The organism is Corynebacterium sp. HMSC064H12, assembly GCF_001809925.1.
Lineage (GTDB): Bacteria > Actinomycetota > Actinomycetes > Mycobacteriales > Mycobacteriaceae > Corynebacterium > Corynebacterium jeikeium_D.
The window spans coordinates 148,031-171,229 of sequence record NZ_KV799323.1 but is presented as its reverse complement, the minus strand read 5'-3'; the positions used below and the strand labels follow the sequence as shown (position 1 = coordinate 171,229).

The following is a 23,199-nucleotide window of genomic DNA, read 5'->3' as shown; positions in this document are numbered from 1 at the left end:
GGGACCTTTCCGGCCGATTCACGTCGAACTTTAATGTGCAACGGTTGATTATACGACGAACCCGCCTTCCCTTCTAAGAGAAGACGGGCTCATGTGAGCAATTACTTACCAATACACAGCTCTGCGCGGTATTGCGTGCTCTTTTTGGTGAAGACTTACTTCTCGTCTTCGTCTGCCAGCTCAATCAGACCGTAGTCGTATGCGTGACGACGGTAGACCACGGACGGACGAGAGGTTGCCTCGTTAACGAAGAGGTAGAAGTCGTGACCGACGAGCTCCATCTCAGACAGAGCATCTTCCACCGTCATCGGAGTTGCGGAGTGCTGCTTGGTACGCACAACCTGGCCAGGGGTCACGTCCTCAACCAGATCCTCGTACGGATCAGCCTTTTCCGGAGCCGCTGCCTCAGCCTCTGCAACCAGCGAAGCAGTTGCCTCGCCGACGGACATCGGTGCACGGTGGCCAGAACGGCTAATCTTGCGGCGAGCCTTCACCTTACGCAGGGAGCGCTCCATCTTGCCCAGAGCAGACTCCAGTGCAGCGTAGAAGCTATCTTCCTTCGCTTCCGCACGAGCCAGGTGCCCCTTGCCAGTAGCGGTGATCTGAATACGGTCAGAGCGGTCTGCACGGCGCGGATTCGGCTCGTGCTGGAGCTCCACGTGGAAGAAGGTCAAAGTCGGGTCGAGGCGCTCAATCTTCGCCAGCTTCGCCTTAACACGATCTGCGAAGTGCTCTGGAACCTCAACATTGCGCCCGGTGATGGTCACCTGAGCGTTCGGGCTGAGTACCTCGTTGTTGTCAGCAGGTGTGGACACTTGCTACCTACCTCCCGGTATGGCCACCGCCCTTCCGTGAGCGGGATTACTCACGGCGTCTACGGTGACGAGTCTTTCTGCACCCCCAGGATACAGTTCCGGGGGTAACCAATGCCACGTTCCCCTCGTTTATTTTTCGCTTGCCGACGACACCCCTGCGTCTACGCCCGGGCGAGCACCAACACCATGTCGATGCGAATCCCCAATGACGCTGCCACCAACTCGGTTTCCGCTGCAGTGGCACCAGTGGTGGCCACATCATCAACCAGAATTACTGTCGCCTGCGCACAGCGTTGTCGCAGCTTGTCGCTAATTCCGCGCTTGAATTCCGTCTGCGGCACAATGTGGCCAGAAAGATTTCGTCTGCGTTGAGAAGCCCCAAGCTCCGCGGAATCCCGCGTGCGCCCACCAATGCGCACCAGGGGCAATACCGAGCTGGAGGGCAGCTGGCTGCAGGCAAAATCGCAGGCAATCGTTACCGGATCCCCACCCCGTTGTCGACGGGATGACGATCTTGTCGGCGCGGGAATCAAAATGACGGGGGTAATTTCCGGGGGCATTATATGGCCATCAGAGGCCAGCCTTCGTACCGCAGCGGCGAACACGGCCCCCATGATTCGTCTGGCTTCACCACTGCCCCGTTCTTTGGCCGACAAAATGAGATGTCTCCTCGCACCCGAGTACGGACCGCAGGTCCACGCTGCTGCGCGTAACGCAGCCCGCGGTGAAAACCGCACTGGAGGTTGCTGAAGATCGTCCTTGCAACCGCGACACAGCGCCCCGGAGCAGCCGCACACCGGACAGGTTTCCGGTATCACGAGGCCGATCGCATCGCGGGTAACGTCGTAAAGCGCGCGCAGAAATTCCTGCGATGACCTACCCTGCGCCATTAATCCCCTCCCCGATTTGCGCTTATTCCACAGACACCGGAGCCATTCGACCGCGCGCACCCGGAACCTGGCGCCAGAACTGCTGCTGCCCCTCGCTGGAGATCAGCTCCATGACACCGGTGGCATCCAACGCGTAACGCTTCGACGAGGTCGCGGTAACCACAGGAATTGGCGGTGTCAGGTTGAGCTTCGGCAGAACGGAGCTGGTCGCACCGTCCGGGAAGGCACTCCACATCGGGGTGTCTCCGCTGTAACCGCCCACCGTGACCGTTTGATTCGGCGACCACGTCAGCGACACCGGGGAAACGTTTTCAGGGAGCGGCAGAGCACGCGGGTGCGTCAACTTCCACGGTTTATCGTCATGCCTTTCGATGGTGGCGATATAGACTTCACCAGCGATAATCATCGCTACCTGCGTGCCTGAAGAATCGACGCGGAATTCAGAAATACCGGCGCTCGGGCGCCCCGTGCCTGCGCCGCCGTCAAGAAGGTGATTGAGCTCAGAGGTATCAACCTCCTCCTGCTGAATCCGAGATGACGTCGACTGCCGAACCAGGCGTACGACGGTTGTACCGTCCTTCACTGTCCAGACCGCCTCGGCGTCTGGAGACCATGTCGGACGGGTGAGACTCTCGCCAGTCAGCACAGGAACCGGCTGATCTTGTATTCCGCCGAGCATCAATGTGGACTCCCCGAGGTCATACGACCCAGCACGACCATCCACGGCCGAGCGGAACACGGCGGCAATGAGCTCGCTGCCATTGGGGTTGGTGCCCACTGCCGCGGAGAACACCGCGGTGCTGCCGCTGGCGGTCCAGCCGCGTCCCACAGGTGTGGCGTGGCCGTCAGCGATCTCGTAGATACCGCTGCGGTCGACCGTCCGTAACGGTGCGTTATCAGCCGGTAGATGATTCGGGTCGTAGAGCTGGATTGTGTCGGTGTCCTTCGTCCACGGCTCGTCGTGGCTGGCAACTAGTGGTTCGCCGTCGGCCATGAGGATCCACGGACCACGGAAATCTGCCGAGTCGAGAGTCCAGATAATCTGCGCCGCGAGCATGACACGCAGTTCCTCGGAAACATCACCCAATCCGGTGATTTCGACCCTGCGACCGTCCGCGTTGGACACAGGTCCTGCTTCCACCGCAATTGAGGCATTGGGCTTGAGCACGGTGGTGACGCCCGGCCGCAGTGGTGCTGATGGGCCGTTCTTCAGCTTCGTCAACAGATTGGTCGCGCCATCGGTGACGCCACGATAGAGCCAACGACGATCTGTGACCAAATGATTACCCGCCGGATCGAGGAAATAGATATTGCGAGGCACATTGTTTTCCAGGAATGCCTGACGCTCCATGACAACACCGTCGGGCAGCGAGGAAATGCGCCACTGCCCATCCGAACCAAGCTTCATCTCCACGGTTTCCTCATAGTCACCGGACTGGGGCTCATACGCACCATCAGTACCGAATTGACCAACGCTGCGACCTCGGGCAACGAAGGACTGTCGCGATCCTCCTTCATCCCTCTGGGCGATGAGGTTGACACCGTCGAGAATGCGGGCACTATCCTGCGGTTTCCAACTGGCCGCAAGTTCCGGGGTCATGAAGGCACGCATAGCTTGAAAATCATCAACCGGATGCGCGGCCGCGGCGAAAAAGTCGCGCAGGACAATGTCTGCATTGACATTCGGTCGTGGCTGAGGAACTTCAATACGAACTTGGGGCGGCTCAAACGGACGCAGCACCTGGGGGCTGGTGTTTCTCGGAATGGTGGTACATCCTGCGGCCGTGCCCAAAATGATCACTGAGCTAAGCGCCACTGTCTTACGCAGGACGCGACGAGCCTTTGACTGTTGCTGCGCCGTCATTTAAATATCCTCCTCTCGTGCCTGTCGGGATTCGCTATCGCTAGTCCTCTGCTCCTTAGCCTGATCCTGGCTCTTGGCTTGCGGTGCATTCGATTCCGATTCCAACTCCCGTGCACCAATTTCCTGCTGGTGCGGAATCTGATCAGGCAGCGAGGGAACTTCCAGTCCGAGCGGATGCTCGCCGAAGCTCGCATCGGGCTCCGGCGGCACAGTCAGACGGAAACAGCTACCGACCGTCGGTACGCCAAATGCCTCCAGTTCCCCACCGTGCAATTGTGCGTCCTCGCGCGCGATTGCCAGGCCAAGTCCGGTACCGCCGGTGCGTCGGACACGCGAGGGGTCAGCACGCCAGAAACGGTTAAACACCAGTTCCTGCTGCTCCGGCTTTAGCCCCACACCGTGGTCAACTACCGTAAACGAAACCGCGGAATCGCTCGCCCGCACTGTGACATCCACCGGATTGCCCTCACTGTGATCAACAGCGTTGGCCATAAGATTGCGTAGCACGCGCTCGATACGACGCGAGTCGACTGTCGCCATTACCGGTTCATCGGGCAGATGGAAGCGGATGGGCGTACCGGTCTCCTTAGCCACGACTGTTACCTGCTGATAGGCAGCATCCACACAGCGACGGACATCGACCTTTTCTGCAGACAGGTCAGCAACGCCGGCATCGTGGCGTGAGATCTCAAGCAGGTCATTGAGAAGCATCTCAAAACGCTCAAGCTCCTCATTCATCAGCTCAGCTGCGCGGCGAGTCGCCGGATCGAGGTCCTCAGCGCCGTCAGCAATAAGATCGGCGGCCATACGCACCGTGGTCAGAGGTGTCCTCAACTCATGCGAAACATCGGAGGTGAACTGTCGCTGCAGACTGCCGTATTCCTCCAACTGTCTAATCTGCGTGGACAGCGATTCGGCCATCTTGTTAAAGCTCATTGCCAGTCGCGCCATGTCATCTTCACCTTGCACGACCATGCGTTCGCGCAAGTGACCGTCGGCAAAGCGCTGGGCAATCTGGGCAGCGGAACGCACTGGTGTCGTCACCTGATTGGAGAAGAACCAAGTAATACCACCGAGAAGCGCCATGATGATTACTGTCGCACCGGCGAGCAGACCACGAACCAACTTAATAGTCGATTCCTCTGCGGCCATAGAGGTGACCAGATAGAGCTCGAGCCCATCAACCGAGGTAGAAGTGGGACTACCGATAATTAACGCCGAGTACGTATCGCCGCGGTTATCAGTGACTTGGCGTACCTGATACGCAATTTGCCCTTGTCGGACTACTTCATGCAATCGTTCTGGGACATCAGCCTTAATCGGCGATGAAGCCAACACCGTGCCTCGCGGCACCGGCGCCACGAGCAGTGGTTCATAACTTGTCAATGGTGCAGCACCGGAACCGGCTGCACGGTTCACAAGGGCATCGCGCCCCACGTTGAGCAGAGCTTGCAGCTCGTTGGACGAAGAGTTCTCAATCGCCCGCTCCACCACTGCGCGAGCACGGTCAATTTCCTCGTCGGCAGCGGTAACCTTTGCGTCGATAAGCCGCTGGGTAACAATAGTCGCCAACGCGAAACCGAGTACCGCAATCACCATCGCGCTCAGTACCACCACAGAGGTCAGAATGCGCGCTTGAATAGACGTGCGCCAGAGTGTAACCGCCCAGGTCACTCCCCTATTGGTGAAGTCTCGAAGCTTCGTTATTAATCGACGCAAGAATCGGCTCCCACTAAAGCTGACTGGCCTTGTTTAGTCACCCGTCTTGTACCCGACACCGCGGACGGTCAGCACAATCTGGGGGTTTTCCGGATCCAGTTCGATCTTCGAGCGCAGACGCTGAACGTGAACGTTGACGAGTCGAGTATCCGAGGTGTGCTGATATCCCCAGACCTTTTCCAACAACTCATCACGGGAAAAGACCTGCTTCGGACGGGATGCAAGAGTGTGCAATAGGTCAAACTCCAACGGGGTCAGAGAAATCTCCTTGCCATCACGGAACACGGCGTGACCGGGCACGTCGATGGTCAAGTCGCCGACCTCGAGAGTCTCACTCGGGCTGTCTTCTTGACGACGCAGCCGAGCGCGCACGCGCGCCACGAGCTCCTTCGGCTTAAAGGGCTTCGTGACATAGTCATCCGCACCGGATTCCAGGCCGAGGACCACATCGACCGTGTCGGTCTTCGCAGTCAACATGATGATCGGCACCGCCGATGTCTCTCGCACAGTGCGACAGACATCGACACCACTCATGCCCGGCAACATGAGATCCAGCAGAATCAAATCTGGGTTCTCCCGCTCTGCTGCCTTGACAGCTTCGAGGCCATCGTCGACTACTACTGTGTCGAAGCCCTCGCGCTCCATCACCATCGTGAGCATTTCGGCGATGGCCGGATCATCATCAACAACCAGGATTTTTGAGCTCATGCGTCATATTCTAAACGTAAAGCTATCTAGTTCTGTAGTTTCCCGTTGAGGTGGCTAGCGCAGGCGTGCACTGATCCATTCCACAAGGCGGTCCGCCCCATCGTCCCCCGTAAGCATCAGCCATGGTGACTGCCACGAGCCTTCCGCGAACTTCTGGTACGCCGCCAGCGTGCGCTCCTGCAAACTCGAGTCCTTTTCGTAGGCGTCTCTCGTTCGCTGCACATCCGAGGCTTCCCGCTTGCGTGCACGGTCGGCTGCCACTCCCACCGACGTGGCCAGACAGACCTGAACGTCGGGAAGCGGAAGTTGGAAATCTCCGAATTCGGTCTTCTCAATCCACTCGACGATCGCCGGATCCTGTGTGCGCGCCAGGGAGTAGGCCGCGTTGGACGCGACGTAGCGATCGATAATCAGAACATCGTTCTCGCGCGCTGCATCAACAATCGCTTCACGACGTTCTTTGCGGTCCAGAGCGAACAGGAGTGCCATTGCCCAAGCGGAGTCCGCGGTGTCGCCGAGCTGACCGTGCAAGGCTTGATCGGCGAAATCAGCGAAGATTGTCTGCCGGTACGCCGGAAAGGTCATCGAAGAAACGGAGTGCCCTTGACTTCGGAGTTGATTGGTAACAGCTGTGACAAGCGTGTTCTTGCCAGCACCGTCGATTCCTTCGACTGCGATAATCAAATTCTTCTCCTCGCACACATGGCTACGGCCTAGCCTTGGCTAGAACTAGTAGCGGTAGTGCTCTGGCTTATACGGGCCCTCGACGTCAACGCCGATGTATTCGGCCTGTTCCTTGGACAGTCGGGTGAGCTCGCCGCCGAGTGCCTCGACGTGAATGCGAGCGACCTTTTCATCCAGAATCTTCGGCAGACGGTGGACAGAGTTGTCGTACTTATCACCGTTGCAGTAGAGCTCAATCTGGGCGATTGTCTGGTCGGCAAACGAGGTCGACATTACGAAGGACGGGTGTCCGGTGGCATTGCCCAGGTTGAGCAGGCGCCCCTCGGAAAGCACAATCAGAGAGCGCTCCTCGCCGTCAGCATGCGGGAAGATGTACTCGGTGACCTGCGGCTTGATCTCCACACGACGGACATCATCGCGGTGGTGCAGGCTGTGCATGTCAATCTCGTTGTCGAAGTGGCCGATGTTGCCCAGCAGCGCGTGGTTCTTCATCTGCTGCATGTGCTCGAAAGTGATGACGTCCTTGTTGCCTGTGGCGGTGATGACAATGTCGACATCTGCGATGACGCTCTCAGTAGCGACGACGTCGAAACCGTCCATCAATGCCTGCAATGCGTTAATCGGGTCGGCCTCGGTGACCTGAACGCGAGCGCCCTGCCCCGCCAGCGCCTCCGCGCAGCCCTTACCCACATCGCCGTAACCGCAAACCAGCACATTCTTGCCGCCAACCAGCATGTCGGTACCGCGGTTAATGCCGTCCAGAAGGCTGTGGCGGGTGCCGTACTTGTTATCGAACTTGGACTTGGTGACGGCATCGTTGACGTTCATGGCCGGGAATGGCAGCACGCCCTGCTCTGCGAAGTGGTAGAGGCGGTGGACACCAGTGGTGGTCTCCTCTGTGACACCCTTGACCGACTTTGCAATTCGGTGCCAACGGCCGGCATCCTTCTCCAAGCTGGCGCGAAGCATGTCCTTGAAGGCAATAAACTCGTCCGAATCCGACTCTTCTGCTGGCGGCACCAGGCCAGCATCCTCGAATTCCATGCCCTTAATAACAGCCATGGTGGCGTCGCCGCCGTCGTCCAGAATCATGTTGGCATCTTCATCGCCCCAGTCGAAGATGCGGTCGAGGCACCACCAGTACTCCTCCAGCGTCTCGCCCTTCCAAGCGAAAACCGGAACACCCTGCGGATCCTCCGGAGTGCCGTTTCGCCCAACGACGACAGCCGCAGCGGCCTCATCCTGAGTGGAGAAGATGTTGCACGAGGCCCAGCGGACCTCTGCGCCCAGCGCCGTCAAGGTCTCGATGAGCACTGCGGTTTGAACCGTCATGTGAATGGAGCCGGAAATACGGGCACCGGCCAGTGGCTGCTGCTCTGCGTACTCTTCGCGCAGCGCCATTAGGCCTGGCATCTCGTGCTCAGCCAGACGAATCTGGTGACGACCGGCCTCAGCCAGGGAGAGGTCTGCAACCTTGAAATCAATGTTCTTCGAGGACATGTAACGCTTTCTCTAGATTCTTTGACGTGAGATTCTTCTTAAAGAATCAGTACTGGGGACGCGAGAATTACTCTACCGCTTCGACGCAGTTTTCCAGCGCCGCCTGGTCAGACTCACTGAGTTCCCCCAGAAGACTATCGAACACCTCGGAGGCGATAGCCAACGCATCCTCCTCGCTGCCGTGTGCCTCCGAGATTCCCTCCCGAATGAAGCTGTAGTCCTCCACAATGTCACCGCCGCTAAATGGCGCACCATTCCAAATTGCAATAATCACAGCCGCCGCGAGTGCGCATGCTTTCTCATCGCTACTTTCGGAATCCACCCCAATGCGGCCAGCATCAATCAATGCACCAACGCGATCCTGCGAGTCGAGATCCTGAACCTCATCGAACAGTTCAATGACCGAATCGCTACCAAAAACCTCAGTCTCCCAGATGGACATGATAGGTGGCCACGCTCCTTTCGCGCTTCGAACCAATTGCCAGTTTTCGTCTTCGACGAGCGCTTTCCAAAGAGCGCTTTTCGACGAGCCCACGGTAATCTGGCCGCCGACCTAATAGCTGTCGCCTGCACGTACCGCTAGCCGGAAAACCGCATGTGGCCTTACCGAAGTTCTACCCGACTTTTCGCCACTTTTACAGTGCGAGAGACTTATTTAATCCCCTCAACACAATTTTCACCCTAGAGAGAAGATAACGGGCATGTTAAGTTAGTTCCCAGACCTCGTAATGTAACTGTTATCTTTTTCGTTACAGGGCGATTTCACGCATGACACGAAAGGAGTACCTACCATGGTGAAGAAGGCCTTTGGAGCTCTTCTGCTCGCAGCCCTTCCCCTGAGCGTTTCGCTCGTTGGCTGCTCCGATAGCAGTGCTGCCGAGGGGGCGAATCCGGAAAACGCCGGCTCTCAGTCGAAAATGGAGACCTCTGCTCCACTACCTCCAGTTCCTAGTGATGCCGAGCTGCAGCAGAGCACTGAATCGAATTCAGATTCCTCGCTGACTGAGACGACTGGCAGTCTGGTACCTCGTCCGACCACGCCATCGAGCACCGAGATTGTAGAGGATCCGTACCTGCCACCGCAGGCGTACATCCCGCCGACTTCCACAAACTCAAGTACGACAACTCCGACGTCGACCACATCAACACCTCCGACGACCACGGAGACCACAGAGCCCACGTCTGACGACGTTTCTTCGCCGACGCCCAGCAAGCCGGTGCCACTGCTACCGGAAGATAACTCGGAAAAGCCGAACGACAGTCTTCCGGAAGGCGACGGTGACGCAGCAGCTGAGCCGAAGCCGCCTTCATCGCAGGCGCAGTCTCAGTCGGGTACGCAAACCACAACTCCGTCCGAGACTCCTCAGAAAACTCCTTCGAACGAGCCAACGTCCCCGAAGGGGCCGACACCTCCGAACAACCAGGCCCCTTCGAAGGAGAAGGACACCGCTGGCGGCAATGGGGCTAGCAATAGCAAGATTTCCCCAATCCCGGAAAAGCCAAAGGACTCCGGATTCCTGGGAAATCTCTTCGATAACGACGAGGACTAACCCACCCGCGGGACGGTCGCGACAAAGACGGTTGCCCCGTCTTGGCGCGCAGTCAGCTCAATATCGGCTGCGTCGACAGCCGGAACCCAGGCCGCATGGCCGCTGGGAACCTCAACCACGGAGTCGTCGTGACGCAACGTAACCGTGCCCGCTGTAGACAGCACAACCGTGGCGGAATCTTCGTCGAGCAGAACATGTTCGCCCGGCTCCAGGTCCCGCGAACGAAGGCGGAACTCGCGCACCGGCGCGTCATAGTCATTCCAGCCATCATCGGTCAGCCGCGACTGCAGCACCGGATCTGGCAGCGGGCGGAAAGAGAGCACGCGCAGTAGCTCTACGACATCGACATGCTTAGAGGTCAGGCCTCCGCGCAGCACGTTGTCGGAGTTGGCCATGATTTCCACGCCCATGCCATTGAGGTAAGCATGCAGCTGTCCCGCACCAAGGTAGATGGCTTCGCCCGGCTGTAAGCGAAGGCGATTAAGCAGCATCGAGCCCAGGACTCCCGGGTCCCCCGGATACTTTCGAGCCAGTTCGCAGGTGGTCTCGGCTACTCGCGAGAACTCCTCGTCCTCGCCACTGTAATCCGCGCACTTGGCAGCCACGGCTTCGACCAGCTCATCGAGGACATCCTGGGGCAACGTCAACCACGTTGTAAACAATGCCCGCAGAGCGCTCTCGTCATCGGCGGCATCGAGCAGTCCCATGTAGTGGTCGAACTCCGGTACCGCCAGCGCCGCGAGCAACTCCTTCGTGCGCTCCACCGGGCGGAATCCGGCCAACGCGTCGAAGGTAGTCAGGGCGACAATGAGTTCTGGCTTGTGGTTATTGTCCCGGTAATTGCGGAAATGTGCAGTGGCCGGAATGCCCTCCGCATTTTCGCGTGCAAATCCCTCCTGAGCTTCTGCCAAGGTGGGGTGTGCCTGCAGCGACAGCGGCTCATCGGCTGCGAGCAGTTTCAACAGGAACGGCAGCCTGCCGTTGTCGGTGTCAATTGCGCATCCGAGCGCAGCCGCCGGATCCTGCGCAATGAGCTCATCCAGCGGCGTGCCGGCTACGGTGGCCGATGCCAGTGCATGCGCACCAAACCACAGTTCCGCCCAGGGCTTCGATGTGGGAGCGTCCGCACCGGTGATTCTCGCCAAATGTGTACGAGACCCCCAGGGGTACGACTGCAGCACGGGGTCCAACAGCTCCATGCCCGTATCACTCCTCTAATAGTCACTACTGGCGCAAGCACGCCAATCTCACCGAAGCCCCAAAAGCCTTCGGTGACACCCGGCGATTACGCAGAAAACGCCGCAATCGCACCAACTCTGGCTGCAGTAACACATACTTCAACCAGTGGATGATGAGTCTCCGCATCGAGCGCAGGGCACTCCACACGAGCCCATCCAGCTTCGCCGTAGTGGTCCCGGTAGTGGCTCACATTGTTCGGCGCAGCTAAAACAATCGCCCCCAACGGTAGCACTGTCGCCCCTTCATCCCCACCATCAATGAACGGGTCATAGAAAATATCCCGGCTTGCCTGGGGTTCTGCAGCGAGCAATGCGCCCACGCTAAGAGACAATTCGCTTATCGACGACGCTGCCGAGACCACGCCTGCCTCGAGCATCTGTAACGATGCCAGCTCCGCTACCGGCGCCAGCGCCGAGGTCGTCGACACTGCAAGCATTCTGCGGCCTGCCACCCACTGCGCTACCTGCCGCGCGGGGTTAACTGTTTCATCTCGCTGCGGAGCACAAGCGGCAATATCGGCGTCCACCGCATCGGCGACTTCCTCGACTATCCCAGCCGGAGCCAGAGCGGTGGCGCCACATTCGGTGAGCGCGCTGGCGATGGCACCGACATAGGCGGTAAAGGACGCCGACTCCGCCATCGCCGGGCGCGGAACCACAACCGTATCGGGGCTACCTGCGGCACGCAATGGCCCTTCACCGGGATCCACCACGACCGTGGCTGCTCCTCGCCTATGAGCTTCAGCCAGAGCTGCCCCCAGTGGGCTGCCGGGGTTGTCGTCACAGACGATGACCAAGTCGAGGGCACCGACATAACTGGGCAACTGATGCGCAATTACCACCGGACAGCGGATATCGTCGGCAAGCGCGCGCACGGATTCGGCGGCGAGCTGCGCCCGACGATTTCCCACGAGGATGACCGCACTGCGCGGCAGTGAAAGTTGAGCAAACGCACCCCCGCGAGTCGCGGAAGCAGCAGCTCTGAGACCTGCACCGGCAGTGGCCATACGATAGAACAGGGCCTCTTGGCGCGGGTTATGGGAGGAGTCGAATGACGAGGTCATACTCCCAAGCATGCCTGAAAACGGGCGCGTGGGGTTGATTAACCGCGGATGATGCCGAGAACTTCGTCGACAAGAGCGTCGACCTCAGCACGCGTCGGAGCCTCGACGTTCAGACGCAGCAGCGGCTCCGTATTGGAGGCCCGGACGTTGAACCACGCCTTGGAGTCCGCCAGCTCAATGGTCAGGCCATCCATCCAGTCCGAGGACTCCGTGCGATCGGCAAACGCGGCCTCGATTTCCTTCTGCTTGGCCTGCTGCTCCTCGGCACTACCCAGGCGGGAGTTAATCTCACCGGAGGCCTCGTAGCGGTTGTACTCGGCCATGAATTCACTCAGCGGCTTATCCTGCTCGGCCAGTGCGGCCAGGACATGCATGGCAGCCAGCATGCCGGAGTCTGCGTTGAAGAATTCCTTGAAGTAGTAGTGCGCTGAATGCTCGCCACCAAAAACAGCACTGTGCTCGGCCATTTGCGCCTTAATAAAGGAGTGCCCAACACGGGTACGAACCGGGGTTCCGCCGTTTTCCACAATCATCTCCGGCACGACGTGCGATGTGATCAGGTTATGGATGATAGCCGCACCCGGGTTCTGCTCCAGGTAGCGGGTGGTCACCAACGCACAGATGGCCGATGGGCTGACCGGGTTGCCCTTCTCGTCGACGACGAAGCAGCGGTCAGCGTCGCCATCGAAGGCAATACCGATGTCTGCGCCCTGCTCCACCGTAAACTTCTGTAGGTCAACGAGGTTGGCGGGCTCCAATGGATTGGCCTCGTGATTCGGGAAGTTGCCGTCGAGCTCAAAGTAGAGATCAGCAACATCCATGTCTTCTCCGAGCACTGCCGGAACTGTCAGTCCCCCCATACCGTTACCGGCATCGACTGCAACCTTCAGGCGACGGCCGGAGCGAATGTCGACCAGCCCATGGAGGAACGCCGCGTAATCCTGCAGAACATCCTCACGATCAATTTCGCCCGGAGTGCCGGTGTACTCCGGGATTCCGTCGACAAGCAGATCCTTAATCTGAGCAAGCCCTGTCTCCTGCCCGATCGGGCGGGCGAGCGAACGGCACATCTTGATGCCGTTGTATTCAGCTGGGTTGTGGCTGGCAGTGAACATCGCGCCCGGGCATTCCTTTACTCCGGAGGCGAAATACAGCTCGTCCGTAGAGGTCAGGCCGAGCAGGGTGACGTTGAGCCCCTGTGCAGCCGCGCCGTCGGCGAAACTAGCCGCCAACTCCGGTGAGGACTCACGCATATCGTGGCCAACTACGGCACGTGTTGCGCCCTCTGAACGCATGATGTGTCCGAAGGCGGCGCCGATGGCTCCGACAAGATCCGCGTCGATGCCCTCACCGACAACACCGCGCACGTCATAGGCCTTGATGACGGCATCCAAATCGGAACGATTGTAAGTGCCCACGAAAAACCTCTCTGTGGCTAGTATCAGTTTTGTGAAAAATGATACTAGCCACAGAGAGGCTCTCACAAAGAAATGCCGCGGCAAGATGGCATGAGCTGGGGCACGGCGCCCGACCCGTTAGTCGTCCGAATCCTCCGGATCGCGAACTACATGCAGGTGACCGCGCGCGGATTTCCGCGTCGACGGGTGGCGGCTGGAATCAATCTTGTAGGTTTGCGGACGGTTGTCGACCTCATCCCGCAGCACCAGGCCAGTCGCGTTGCGGCCAGCTTCACGGACGGCTTCCGCCAGTGCGGTCAAATCATCATCGTCCTGGGCGGGCGTCGGCACGTCGTAACGCACGAGCTCCCACCCCAGCGGTGCGGTGATAGAACGCGCGTGCTTCTCACAGAGATCCCAGCTATGCGGTTCGGACGCGGCGGCGAGCGGACCCACCACAGCCGTCGACTCCGCGTAGGCATACGTCAACGTAGCTACGGCAGGTTTGCCACAGCCGGGCCGGCAACAACGTCTAAAAACACTCACGGCATCAAAGTCTAGACCCTAACTTTAAGTTTCGATAGTTTTTCTCCCACTCGGGCGTTTTTCGCTTTCCGACGCTCCCCCGGGGCACCCCAGCCTTACCCAGTAAACCTGCGACATGGCCGGAAGCTGGCCTCACCCACGTTGACGATCCGACCGATTAAGCTCAACAAATATGAATTCATCGGCTTATACTCCGCGCTCTTTGCGACGCTCACTGCGACGCGGTCGCGGACCTCGGGGTCCTCTGTTGCCGCCGGAGGTACCCCGCTGGAAGAGCCGTTCAGAAGCTTTTGACCAGGCGGTTATTGACGCCTACGCCCCATTGGATCAGCACTGGTCCCGGCAACTGTCACACCTGGACATCGCCATCGACACGATTCCTCGCATGCAGTTGCGCCCGGACATGTATTTCCCGGAAGAGATTGTCGCTGACGGACCTGTACCGCTGGGACGGCTTATCCCCGCTGGCATTGACCGCGTAGGCAACCCCACCCGCCCCTGCGTAGTAGTGTTCCGCCGCCCCATTGAGCGCCGTGTCTCGGGTCGAGTGGAACTGGACCAGATGCTGCAATATGTACTGATCCGCCTGGTGGCGGTATATCTGGGCATTGATCCGGTTGAGGTGGACCCTAGTTTCAACGAGAACTTCCTGTAGAAAGCTTTCTCCTAAGGAGCTCCCTAGAGACCGGGTTAATAGACAAACAGTGTGTGATTCTCAAGATAGTAACTGGTCAGGCCCCATAAATTACCGGCTGCACGCGTGAATACGGGCTGCAAATGTGAAACTGTGCAAGTTTATGACACTTTCAGGCCATTTTTCGGGCGATTTTTGTCATAAACGCAGTCAGTAACTCGCATTAAGAACTAAGCGACAAAAGGGCCCACCCAGCGACATGCTGAGCGGACATATTTTCGTCTATTAACCCTAGAGAGCAGGAAAAACTCGTTCACCGAAAAATCCCCCAGGGTATTACCCAAGGGGAAACTGTGGCATTGCGTGCACACGAAAAACTAGCCGCGCGATCCTAGCCAATCTGCCGCTTCAAACGGCGGCGCTCACGCTCAGAGAGGCCACCCCAAATACCGAAGCGCTCATCATGCTCGAGAGCAAACTCCAGGCATTCATCTCGCACACCACAAGCACGACAAATACGCTTTGCTTCGCGAGTGGATCCACCCTTCTCAGGGAAGAAAGCTTCTGGATCGGTCTGGGCACACAGAGCTTGCTCCTGCCAGTCCTGATCGACGGCTTCAAACAACCCCGAAAGGTCATCTGCCCACTCTGTCAACGGCCGAGGCTGGTTTTCAGAGGAGCTATCATTCACAGCGATGTCACCCGCATTCGTCTCACTATCCACAGCAGAGCCGCCATCAAACATGCTGGACTTTTCCATGCCGAGGGCCTCCTGATGGTTGTTGCTGCGGGTCTTTAAATTGGGCTTAGTGTGCGAAACACACATTTGTGATTACACACGTGTAACCCACCATCGGTCAAGCCGAATAGAGAATTTGCCCCAATACTTTTCATTGCCCCTGAAGCCCCTCCCCCCGCGTTGGGGATTAAGTTCAGGTTGAAGGATGGTGCCCGAACCCTAAACCTGCCACCCAAACTCAATCACATTCACCACATGCCTCTCACCAGCAACTTTGGCGACACTTCGGCAACTCTAATCAGATATTGCCGACAAAAGTCTGACACGCCGAAGGCTGCAGACTAGACATCCGTCGAAAAACGTACTCCGTGATCGGGGATCTGGACGCCCGGCCACACACGGATACCGTTGATCAATTCACAGCGCGCACCAACGACGGCACCCTCGCCGATAATGGCATCACTGATGACCGTTCGCGGGCCAATATCGGCACCATCGGCAATCACAGAGCGCTCGATTACAGCACCGGCACCGATGCGTGCGCCGTCGAAGATCACCGATTGATCAATCCGAGCTCCCGCACCAATCTCCGCCCCACGGCCGACAACAGAGCCACCGTAGAGAAGAGCACCGCCACCGACCGACGCAGATTCGTCGACAAGCGCTTCGCCGTGCTTACCCTCTAGAAGTGGTGACGGCGCGATACCGCGGACCAAATCAGAGGAGCCGCGGACGAAGTCACCCGGAGTCCCCATGTCACGCCAGTAGGCGTAATCAACGTGACCGTAGACGTTCATACCGCGGTCAAGCAGCGCTGGGAAGATTTCACGCTCAACGCTAATGGGGCGACCAGCCGGAATCGACTCGATAATCTCGCGGCGGAACACGTAGATACCGGCATTAATCTGATCGGTCGGCGGATCCTGGGTCTTCTCCAGGAACTCCAGGACGCGCCCATCCTCATCGGTCGGAACACAGCCGAACGCGCGTGGATCCGGCACACGGACGAGGTGCATCGTGACGTCCGCATCCTTCTCCGCGTGGGTGCCCAACACCGCGCGCAAGTCGGTACCGCCGAGGACATCGCCATTGAAAATCATTGCGGTGTCATAGCGCAGCTTGTCTAGGACGTTTCGGATACCGCCACCGGTTCCCAGCGGCTCAGCCTCAAAGACGTATTCAATTTCGAGACCCAAATCCGAACCGTCGCCGAAGTGTTCTTCAAATACTTCAGCTCGGTAGGAGGTGCCCAATACCACGTGCTTCATACCTGCTGCACGAATGCGGCCAAGCAGATGCTCCAGGAATGGATGCCCTGCCGTGGGCAGCATCGGCTTCGGCGTATTCACGGTAAGGGGACGCAAACGCGTACCTTGCCCGCCGACCAGAATGACAGCGTCAGTCTGTTCAGCCAACGTGGCTCCCGCCTGCTGTGCAGCATCCGCTCCCGGCTGGAAGGCGGAGCCATGCCCAGCACTCGGACGAACTTCGGTAGTCATGAAATCGGTAACTTTCTTCGATGGATCGTTCCAACAGTTAATTAATTCCTACGCTTTTTGACCGCGATTATGACTTTGCCACGCAGGAACAGCCCCAAACGCAATGCCAGTCGCACAGGTGCCAGCGCCGGCCCCGGCAGGCGATCTGACATAAAACGGTATGCCGACTCGTGATGGGCCCTTACGGTAATTTCTGGGTGCTTACTGGCAGAATGGCCCTGCGCGTGACGAATCTCTGCACGGGGACAGAAAATATTGCTCCAACCGGCCTTGCCCAGTCGGTCACCCAAATCCACGTCCTCCATGTACATGAAGTAGCGGGTATCAAAGCCATCAATCTGGTCGAACGCATCCCACCGCAGCAGCAGGCATGCACCCGACAACCATCCCGCCGATCGCTCACGATCCATATCCGTGTCATCCCGGTAGTGACGTGAGAAAGGGTTAGTAGGCCAGATATCGGCAAGCAGCGCGTGTCCGATACCACTGACAAGTTTAGGAACCGCGCGTGCCGACGGGTACACGCTGCCATCCGCCTCGCGAATCAGCGGACCAATCGCTCCAGCTTTGGGATTGCGCTGCGCGCATTCCAACAGAACATCGATTGCGCCAGGGGCAAACACCACGTCAGGGTTGACCAGCATGACGTAATCAGGATTGATTTCACCAGCACGGCGAGCCCGCCCCAGCTCCGCAATGCCACGGTTGGCGGCCGCGCCATAGCCAATGTTGCCGCCGGTGCGCAGAAGCTGAACATCCGCTCCGGTCTCCTTGGCCCGAGCTTCTTCCTTCTCCACGGAACCATCCGTCGAGCCGTTGTCGGCCATAATCAGACGCGTGGAGGCACTGGCGGCGGGGCCCAGCGAATCCACCAGCTTGCTCAGGTGCTCACCGGGCGAAAAGGTCACGGTGACCACACCGAGCGGAAGCTGCGAGGGTTGCGGGGAATTCGAGGTTTCAATCACAAACCTAGACCCTAGGTCAGGACTGCCCGCAAAGTGTCCTGCCACTCCGGAAGCGCATGTAGACCTACCTCACTCCATGCCGAACCATCCAACACGGACCAGGCCGGACGTGGGGCCGGACGTGGGAACTCACTGCTGGTACAAGCCACCACACGCTGCGGATCGTGACCGGTGAGCCGAAACACTTCGCGAGCCACCTCGAACCATGTCGCCTCACCGCTGCCCGTGACATGGAAGGTGCCGGTCGGTGCGCTGCTCGGTTCGGACAACACACGTTCGGACAACTCCCAGACAGCTCCGGCGAGATCACCGACAAATGTGGGGTTTCCGTGCTGATCGTCAACGACCTTAATAATTGCCGGATTGCCTTTGTCGTCAGTCGCCGTCTCTGCCAGACGCATCATCGTGGAAACGAAGTCCTTGGCCTCCGGCTGTGTGGGCCCCGACCAGACCCACGCCGTGCGCAAAATAGCGAAACGCGCACCCGAATCACGCACATTATTCTCCCCCACTAACTTGGTACGTCCATACATAGTCTGAGGCGCGGTGAAATCATCAACTCGCAGCGCTCGGCGCTGCCCCGTCATCTCATCGATTGCTACATCACCGAAGACATAGTCGGTGGAGATGTGAATGAGATACGCGCCTTCTTTTTTCGCCCGAGCCGCCAAGTACTTCGGTCCAAGTGCATTGATAAGGTGCGCCGAACCGGGATCGGATTCTGCGCCATCGACATCGGTCGCCGCTGCCGCGTTAATGATGATGTCGACGTCGTCAAGCAGAGGCGTTGCCTCCACAGCAGCCGAATCAGTGATATCCAACTGTGCCCGCGTAAGAGCGAGCACCTCAACATCGGCGGCGAAAGAATCACACTGAAGCGCAGTACCCAGCTGTCCCGCCGCGCCAGTTATGGCGACAATGGGACGCCGCGAGTTGCTGTGGGTTGGTCCAGGAGTGGCGAAATGCGAGACTGAGATTTCGGACATATTCTTCTTTATCACTATCGTAGATACGATTGACACTGTGTTGAGGTGTAACCGCACACGGTTGGACGGTTAAGGTTTATGTAGTTTCCGCAGCTGCTTACTGCGCTCCACGATGTGTGGAATGCCCACGCAGACATGCAGCACAAATTATATTTTCGAAAAACGGTTTAAGAGGAGCCCCGGTTTGAGCAGCCACACGCCACGCGCGCGTCACGCACGCGATATTCAAGCGCCACCGTCCTCTGCAGAGAGTACAGCCCAAGCTTGGCCGCCGATGCTACGCAATGCGCTTGTGCTGCTCTCAGCCATTATCCTGGTTATTTCCGCAGTTGGCTGGTGGACACTTGGTAGAACCACCGACAACTTGGGTTCGGGTGGCGACTTCGGTCTGGGCAGTGAGAAGGACGGTGCAACCGATATTCTGCTCGTCGGCTCCGACTCTCGCACCGATGCCCAGGGCAACCCGCTGACTCCGGAAGAAGTTGAGCTTCTGCGTGCCGGCGACGAAGAAGCCACGAATACAGACACGATTATTGTGATTCGTGTTCCTGCCGATGGTTCTTCAGCGACGGCAATTTCCATTCCGCGCGATACCTATGTCCACACCAATCGCCTAGGCAACACAAAGATTAATGGTGTCTACGGCAACACAAAGCAAATGGTGGAAGAGGAACTCGCAGGAAGCGGGGCCTCGCCGGAAGACATTGAGCGTCGCTCGACCGAGGCCGGACGTAGAGCTCTGATTGAAACCATTAGCGACCTCAGCGGTATCACCGTTGACCACTACGCAGAAGTTGGCCTGCTCGGCTTCGTCCTGCTCACCGATGCCATCGGCGGTGTCGATGTATGTCTGAATGAGGCTGTCTACGACGAGTTCTCGGGTGCAGATTTCCCAGCGGGCTCACAGACATTGAAGGGCGCCGACGCGCTCTCATTCGTCCGCCAGCGCCATGGTCTGCCCCGCGGTGACCTCGACCGAATTACTCGCCAGCAGGTCTTCATGGCCTCGTTCACCAATAAGCTGCTCGGCGCTGGCACGCTGTCTAATCCCGCGAAGCTGTCTGAACTGGGCAACGCCGTCCAGCGTTCGGTGGTGCTCGACGACAACTGGGATGTCACCGGATTTGCCACCCAGATGCAGGGCCTCAGTGGTGGCAACGTGAAGTTTGAAACTATCCCGGTGACCTCGATTGACGGTGTCGGTGACTATGGCGAGTCGGTGGTCACAATCGATAAGGGCCAGGTTCACAAGTACTTCGAGACCCTGCTGGGCACCAAGGAAGAAAAAGCTCCGGCGAAGGAAGAAGACGAAAAGAAGGCTGACCCCAACGCGGCTGAAACTACGGTCAGCGTTTACAACGCCACAGGCATTGAAGGTTTGGCCAGCGGCGTCTCAGGTTTCTTAACGGAAAAGGGCTACACCCAGGGCGAGGTCGGCAACGCTGAGTTCGCCGGCGTTGCCTCCAGCCAGATCAATGCGGCTGACCCAGAGGATCCGGCAGCGCAGGCCATCTCTGAGGCACTCGGTGGCGTACCGATTGTCCACGATCCATACCTCGACCCGCACCACATCTCAGTGACAATTGCCGGTGACTACGAAGGCCCGGGATTGACATCAGAGGGAATGGCCGCTGATTCGGGCGACGGTGCCGAACCCGCGCCTGAAGTCGAAGATGGTTCCAATGGCGATGTCATCGGCCAGGAAGGCGGGGCAATTCCGCAGGAAGATCGCCCCGCTATCGACGCCGCCGGCGTGACCTGCGTGAACTAGGCCCGTCCCTTCGGGGAGACCTCAGCGACATGTTCGATGAGGTTATATTCCTCAATTGCGGCCAAGGCCTCCTTGGCCTCCTGTTCGTCCAGCACGTTCATGATGAACCCGTTCTGGACGAACACCCAATCACCTGCCACCAGCTCAGGCACGTACATTGCCGAGCATTGCCGCTTCTGCCCCGCCATATCCACCGTCGCCATCGGCAATGGACCATCGGCGATTGCCAAAACCCGGGCAGGAATTCCAAGACACATCGTGTTACTTCGTCCTCTCCACTACAGTCGGGCGTCCGCCGAACCAGGGCTATCCGTTGTTATATTGTCCGCAGGTGCACCGGCATGTTCCTGCATCGTGAATGTCATCACTCCCGCAGGTGCCGAACTACACGGTAGGCACGGATCAGCGGCCCAAATCGACTTCTCGACCCCCGCAGTCTCCCCGCCACCGCACAGCTGCTCGGTAAGCATACGCGTCAGCCAGGGTTCATTCTGCGCAGTCGGTGTCATAATCTGACAATCCGTAATGATGCCGTCAGCTCCTGCCGTATAACGATGCACTAACAGCCCACGTGGCCCGTCAATCATCCCGACACCACTGCGATGTCCTTCAAAGTCAGCATTCTCAATCGCCGTCGCAGCATTCGGATTGCACACATGGTCGCCGAGCAGCTCCCCGTCGGCAAGCACCCGCTTCGCCCAGGCCACGGTGTCGGCGAGAAGCTGGCGTTGGGCGTCGCGTGGGCTGATTCCACGCTTATCGACGACAACCTGCCTGGAGACCGGCCCCACCCGGTAAAAATCTGCCCGCTGACCTTCACAATCATCCTTGCCCAGCTCCTTCGAGGCATCAAACACCGGCCTGGGAGCGGCATCGCCCGGACGGGATTCCCGAACACGTGTAGGCCAATCAGCAGCCGGGAAAATCTGCGCTGCGGTATCGGTGTCGTGCCGCGCGACTGCCAGGTAATTTCCCAGCGGAGCAAGTTCACCGTCAGCGTCGACGACTGCGACGTCGAGACCGTCAAAAGTATCCGTCCAAGCACCAGAAGCATCGGGGGCGGCAAGAAGCTCCACTTCCTTGATTACCGCCGTCTCAGCCAGCGCCTCCAGAGCACTTTCGGCCTCAGAAACAAGCGTCTTATCCACTGCCGCGCGCACACCGCCGGGGACGGCGACATCCGGGAAGTGCGACGGTTCCCCCGCTGCACGCATCAGAGCTTTTCCCGCACGCTTCATTGCCCGCGCCCCCTCGCGGTCGGCGGCCACAAACTTGGTCGCTAGATTATCCAAGGTCGACCCGGCCGCCAGCAGCTCTCGAATCAACTGTGCGGTGCGGGGAATATCGGAAATCCCGTAGAGGTCCTCCACCGCCCGTACACCTGCAAGATGATGCACAACCGGGCACAGGCCACACAGCCGCTTGGTGATATCTGGCACATCTAATGCCTGCTTGCCCACGAGCATCCCGTCGATACGCGGCAGCCCTGAAAGGTCGAAGGACACCTGTGTGATGGCGCCGTTGTCATCGCGATAGACATCCAGTCGTGCCTCGAATGGGTCAACAAGCTCATCGAGCTGGATGTGCTGGGTAACCGGAACGGATTTGGATGACATGGTCCGCCTGCGCCTCCTTCGCGCTGAGTGCTTCGCCATAATGGTATCTGTGCATGAGCTTGGATTGTTGACCAGCGTGGTGGAAAAGATTGCCGAGGTCTGCCCGGGACGTACCGTGACAAAGGTGTCAATGCGTGTGGGCGACCGCTCCGGGGTCGTCTACGATTCCCTCATCGCCGCATGGCCTGTGGCCAGTGCCGCGACGCAGTGTGAGGGCGCCGAGTTAGATGCCGAGCTCATTGTCTCGACGGTCTACTGCCCCACCTGCGAGGCTGAGCATGAAATTGATGAATTCTATGCTCTAACCTGCCCTGTCTGCGGCACCCCAACTGCGGATTTGCGGCACGGCCGCGAGTTTGAAATCTCCAGTATTGAGGTCAGCGCTGAGGGCGAGGGTTAGACGTCACTGTCGCGCTCGTCGGCAAGCCAGCTGTCGATGAGCTCGCGCGCAACCTCAGTCGCCTCCTCAATGCCGCCAAGTGCCGTGTTGCTGAGCCCCACCACCATGTCGGCAGACTCGTAGACCACTCCCACCACACCGACGCGCTCAGGCTCCTGCCCCAGCAGTCGCGCCGCGGTGAGCAAATCCAGCAAGCCGACCTGATGCGCGGACAGCTTTGCCGCCAATAGTCTAGGGATCTGGTCACCGACGAGCTTGACGACGGTACCGGGATCCCCCGGACCAGCGAGAGCGTCGAGCAACAATAGGTTCTTGGCCTCCTGCACGATGGGCAGCAACTCCATACCGCAGGTGCCACCATCGATGTAGGCAACCGCACCCGTCCATTCGTCCCCTCGCCCGGCGAGGTTCGCAGGATTATCGAGGTTGGAGGGCGACCAGACCAGATGCGCAGAATCCCCGGCCTGCGTTGTCTGCCCCATGCCTGCAGATTCCAGTTCTGGGGCAAGGCGCCTCAGCAGCTCGAGACCAATGCCGTCGTCGCCCATGACGGGGTTGCCGATGCCAAGAACCGTCACCAACGGAGTGCCAGCATCAGCACCGGTGACTGCGTC

The 23,199-nt window shown here is 58.8% G+C and carries 23 protein-coding genes; 4 read left to right on the top strand and 19 right to left on the bottom strand.

Features of this window, described 5'->3' with window-relative positions; translation table 11 throughout:
• Window positions 1-155 precede the first annotated feature (155 nt).
• From hpf to HMPREF2681_RS01345, 8 genes are all read right to left on the bottom strand, one after another.
• Window positions 156-815, bottom strand: coding sequence for a ribosome hibernation-promoting factor, HPF/YfiA family (gene hpf, locus HMPREF2681_RS01380; protein ID WP_016422210.1), 660 nt, complete (start codon window positions 813-815; stop codon window positions 156-158).
• A gap of 161 nt (window positions 816-976) precedes the next feature.
• Window positions 977-1,375 carry a hypothetical protein gene (locus HMPREF2681_RS11155; protein ID WP_210384523.1) on the bottom strand — a complete coding sequence of 133 codons (399 nt, stop codon included), beginning with the start codon at window positions 1,373-1,375 and terminating at the stop codon, window positions 977-979.
• A 352-nt stretch (window positions 1,376-1,727) separates the two neighbouring features.
• Complete coding sequence (locus HMPREF2681_RS01370; RefSeq protein WP_049193303.1) at window positions 1,728-3,569, bottom strand: LpqB family beta-propeller domain-containing protein; 1,842 nt, start codon at window positions 3,567-3,569, stop codon at window positions 1,728-1,730.
• The gene (gene mtrB, locus HMPREF2681_RS01365; RefSeq protein WP_210384522.1) at window positions 3,570-5,243 is read right to left on the bottom strand and encodes an MtrAB system histidine kinase MtrB; all 1,674 of its coding nucleotides are present in this window, start codon (window positions 5,241-5,243) and stop codon (window positions 3,570-3,572) included.
• A gap of 78 nt (window positions 5,244-5,321) precedes the next feature.
• Window positions 5,322-5,996, bottom strand: a complete 675-nt coding sequence (gene mtrA, locus HMPREF2681_RS01360; RefSeq protein ID WP_016422206.1) for an MtrAB system response regulator MtrA — start codon at window positions 5,994-5,996, stop codon at window positions 5,322-5,324.
• 54 nt (window positions 5,997-6,050) lie between these two features.
• Window positions 6,051-6,680 (bottom strand): dTMP kinase, encoded by a 630-nt coding sequence (locus tag HMPREF2681_RS01355; protein WP_070545752.1) that lies wholly within the window; start codon window positions 6,678-6,680, stop codon window positions 6,051-6,053.
• Window positions 6,681-6,725: 45 nt separating this feature from the next.
• Entirely contained in the window at window positions 6,726-8,180 is a 1,455-nt protein-coding gene (ahcY, locus tag HMPREF2681_RS01350) for an adenosylhomocysteinase (RefSeq protein ID WP_070545750.1), read from the bottom strand.
• Between the two features lie 67 nt (window positions 8,181-8,247).
• The gene (locus tag HMPREF2681_RS01345; protein WP_049191146.1) at window positions 8,248-8,622 is read right to left on the bottom strand and encodes a DUF4259 domain-containing protein; all 375 of its coding nucleotides are present in this window, start codon (window positions 8,620-8,622) and stop codon (window positions 8,248-8,250) included.
• Between the two features lie 349 nt (window positions 8,623-8,971).
• Here HMPREF2681_RS01345 and HMPREF2681_RS01340 point away from each other — a divergent pair, with 349 nt between their 5' ends.
• Window positions 8,972-9,730, top strand: a complete 759-nt coding sequence (locus HMPREF2681_RS01340; protein WP_048731662.1) for a hypothetical protein — start codon at window positions 8,972-8,974, stop codon at window positions 9,728-9,730.
• Here the strand turns inward: HMPREF2681_RS01340 and manA are convergent.
• The 4 genes from manA to HMPREF2681_RS01320 all read right to left on the bottom strand — a co-directional run bounded on the left by manA (window position 9,727) and on the right by HMPREF2681_RS01320 (window position 13,975).
• A complete protein-coding gene (manA, locus tag HMPREF2681_RS01335; RefSeq protein ID WP_048731660.1) occupies window positions 9,727-10,929 on the bottom strand; it encodes a mannose-6-phosphate isomerase, class I in 1,203 nt (400 codons plus the stop codon). The genes HMPREF2681_RS01340 and manA overlap by 4 nt on opposite strands.
• A gap of 86 nt (window positions 10,930-11,015) precedes the next feature.
• Window positions 11,016-12,032 (bottom strand): hypothetical protein, encoded by a 1,017-nt coding sequence (locus HMPREF2681_RS01330; protein WP_070545747.1) that lies wholly within the window; start codon window positions 12,030-12,032, stop codon window positions 11,016-11,018.
• Window positions 12,033-12,070: 38 nt separating this feature from the next.
• Entirely contained in the window at window positions 12,071-13,450 is a 1,380-nt protein-coding gene (locus HMPREF2681_RS01325) for a phosphomannomutase/phosphoglucomutase (protein ID WP_080971513.1), read from the bottom strand.
• Window positions 13,451-13,567: 117 nt separating this feature from the next.
• Window positions 13,568-13,975 (bottom strand): DUF3499 domain-containing protein, encoded by a 408-nt coding sequence (locus HMPREF2681_RS01320; RefSeq protein WP_005509890.1) that lies wholly within the window; start codon window positions 13,973-13,975, stop codon window positions 13,568-13,570.
• Between the two features lie 172 nt (window positions 13,976-14,147).
• On the opposite strand from HMPREF2681_RS01320, the gene HMPREF2681_RS01315 reads away from it, so the two are divergent.
• Entirely contained in the window at window positions 14,148-14,630 is a 483-nt protein-coding gene (locus tag HMPREF2681_RS01315) for a metallopeptidase family protein (RefSeq protein ID WP_049172790.1), read from the top strand.
• A gap of 370 nt (window positions 14,631-15,000) precedes the next feature.
• Here HMPREF2681_RS01315 and HMPREF2681_RS01310 read toward each other — a convergent pair whose 3' ends face one another.
• The 4 genes from HMPREF2681_RS01310 to rfbD all read right to left on the bottom strand — a co-directional run bounded on the left by HMPREF2681_RS01310 (window position 15,001) and on the right by rfbD (window position 18,798).
• Window positions 15,001-15,369: a WhiB family transcriptional regulator gene (locus tag HMPREF2681_RS01310; protein ID WP_005510060.1), complete on the bottom strand. Its 369-nt coding sequence runs from the start codon at window positions 15,367-15,369 to the stop codon at window positions 15,001-15,003.
• A gap of 320 nt (window positions 15,370-15,689) precedes the next feature.
• Window positions 15,690-16,847, bottom strand: coding sequence for a mannose-1-phosphate guanylyltransferase (locus HMPREF2681_RS01305; protein ID WP_048731655.1), 1,158 nt, complete (start codon window positions 16,845-16,847; stop codon window positions 15,690-15,692).
• A 41-nt stretch (window positions 16,848-16,888) separates the two neighbouring features.
• The gene (locus tag HMPREF2681_RS01300) at window positions 16,889-17,812 is read right to left on the bottom strand and encodes a glycosyltransferase family 2 protein (RefSeq protein ID WP_048731652.1); all 924 of its coding nucleotides are present in this window, start codon (window positions 17,810-17,812) and stop codon (window positions 16,889-16,891) included.
• Between the two features lie 11 nt (window positions 17,813-17,823).
• Window positions 17,824-18,798, bottom strand: a complete 975-nt coding sequence (rfbD, locus tag HMPREF2681_RS01295) for a dTDP-4-dehydrorhamnose reductase (protein WP_070545744.1) — start codon at window positions 18,796-18,798, stop codon at window positions 17,824-17,826.
• A gap of 184 nt (window positions 18,799-18,982) precedes the next feature.
• Between rfbD and HMPREF2681_RS01290 the strand changes: the two genes are divergently transcribed.
• Window positions 18,983-20,569, top strand: coding sequence for an LCP family protein (locus HMPREF2681_RS01290; protein ID WP_048731647.1), 1,587 nt, complete (start codon window positions 18,983-18,985; stop codon window positions 20,567-20,569).
• On the opposite strand, the gene HMPREF2681_RS01285 is transcribed toward HMPREF2681_RS01290, so the two are convergent.
• Both HMPREF2681_RS01285 and HMPREF2681_RS01280 read right to left on the bottom strand, forming a co-directional pair.
• Window positions 20,566-20,826 carry a HypC/HybG/HupF family hydrogenase formation chaperone gene (locus HMPREF2681_RS01285; RefSeq protein ID WP_016422191.1) on the bottom strand — a complete coding sequence of 87 codons (261 nt, stop codon included), beginning with the start codon at window positions 20,824-20,826 and terminating at the stop codon, window positions 20,566-20,568. The genes HMPREF2681_RS01290 and HMPREF2681_RS01285 overlap by 4 nt on opposite strands.
• Window positions 20,827-20,847: 21 nt before the next feature.
• Window positions 20,848-22,185, bottom strand: a complete 1,338-nt coding sequence (locus HMPREF2681_RS01280; RefSeq protein WP_070545741.1) for a nickel-dependent hydrogenase large subunit — start codon at window positions 22,183-22,185, stop codon at window positions 20,848-20,850.
• A gap of 40 nt (window positions 22,186-22,225) precedes the next feature.
• On the opposite strand from HMPREF2681_RS01280, the gene HMPREF2681_RS01275 reads away from it, so the two are divergent.
• A complete protein-coding gene (locus HMPREF2681_RS01275; RefSeq protein WP_172954599.1) occupies window positions 22,226-22,585 on the top strand; it encodes a hydrogenase maturation nickel metallochaperone HypA/HybF in 360 nt (119 codons plus the stop codon).
• On the opposite strand, the gene HMPREF2681_RS01270 is transcribed toward HMPREF2681_RS01275, so the two are convergent.
• Complete coding sequence (locus tag HMPREF2681_RS01270; RefSeq protein ID WP_070545799.1) at window positions 22,582-23,166, bottom strand: hydrogenase maturation protease; 585 nt, start codon at window positions 23,164-23,166, stop codon at window positions 22,582-22,584. The genes HMPREF2681_RS01275 and HMPREF2681_RS01270 overlap by 4 nt on opposite strands.
• Between the last annotated feature and the right edge of the window lie 33 nt (window positions 23,167-23,199).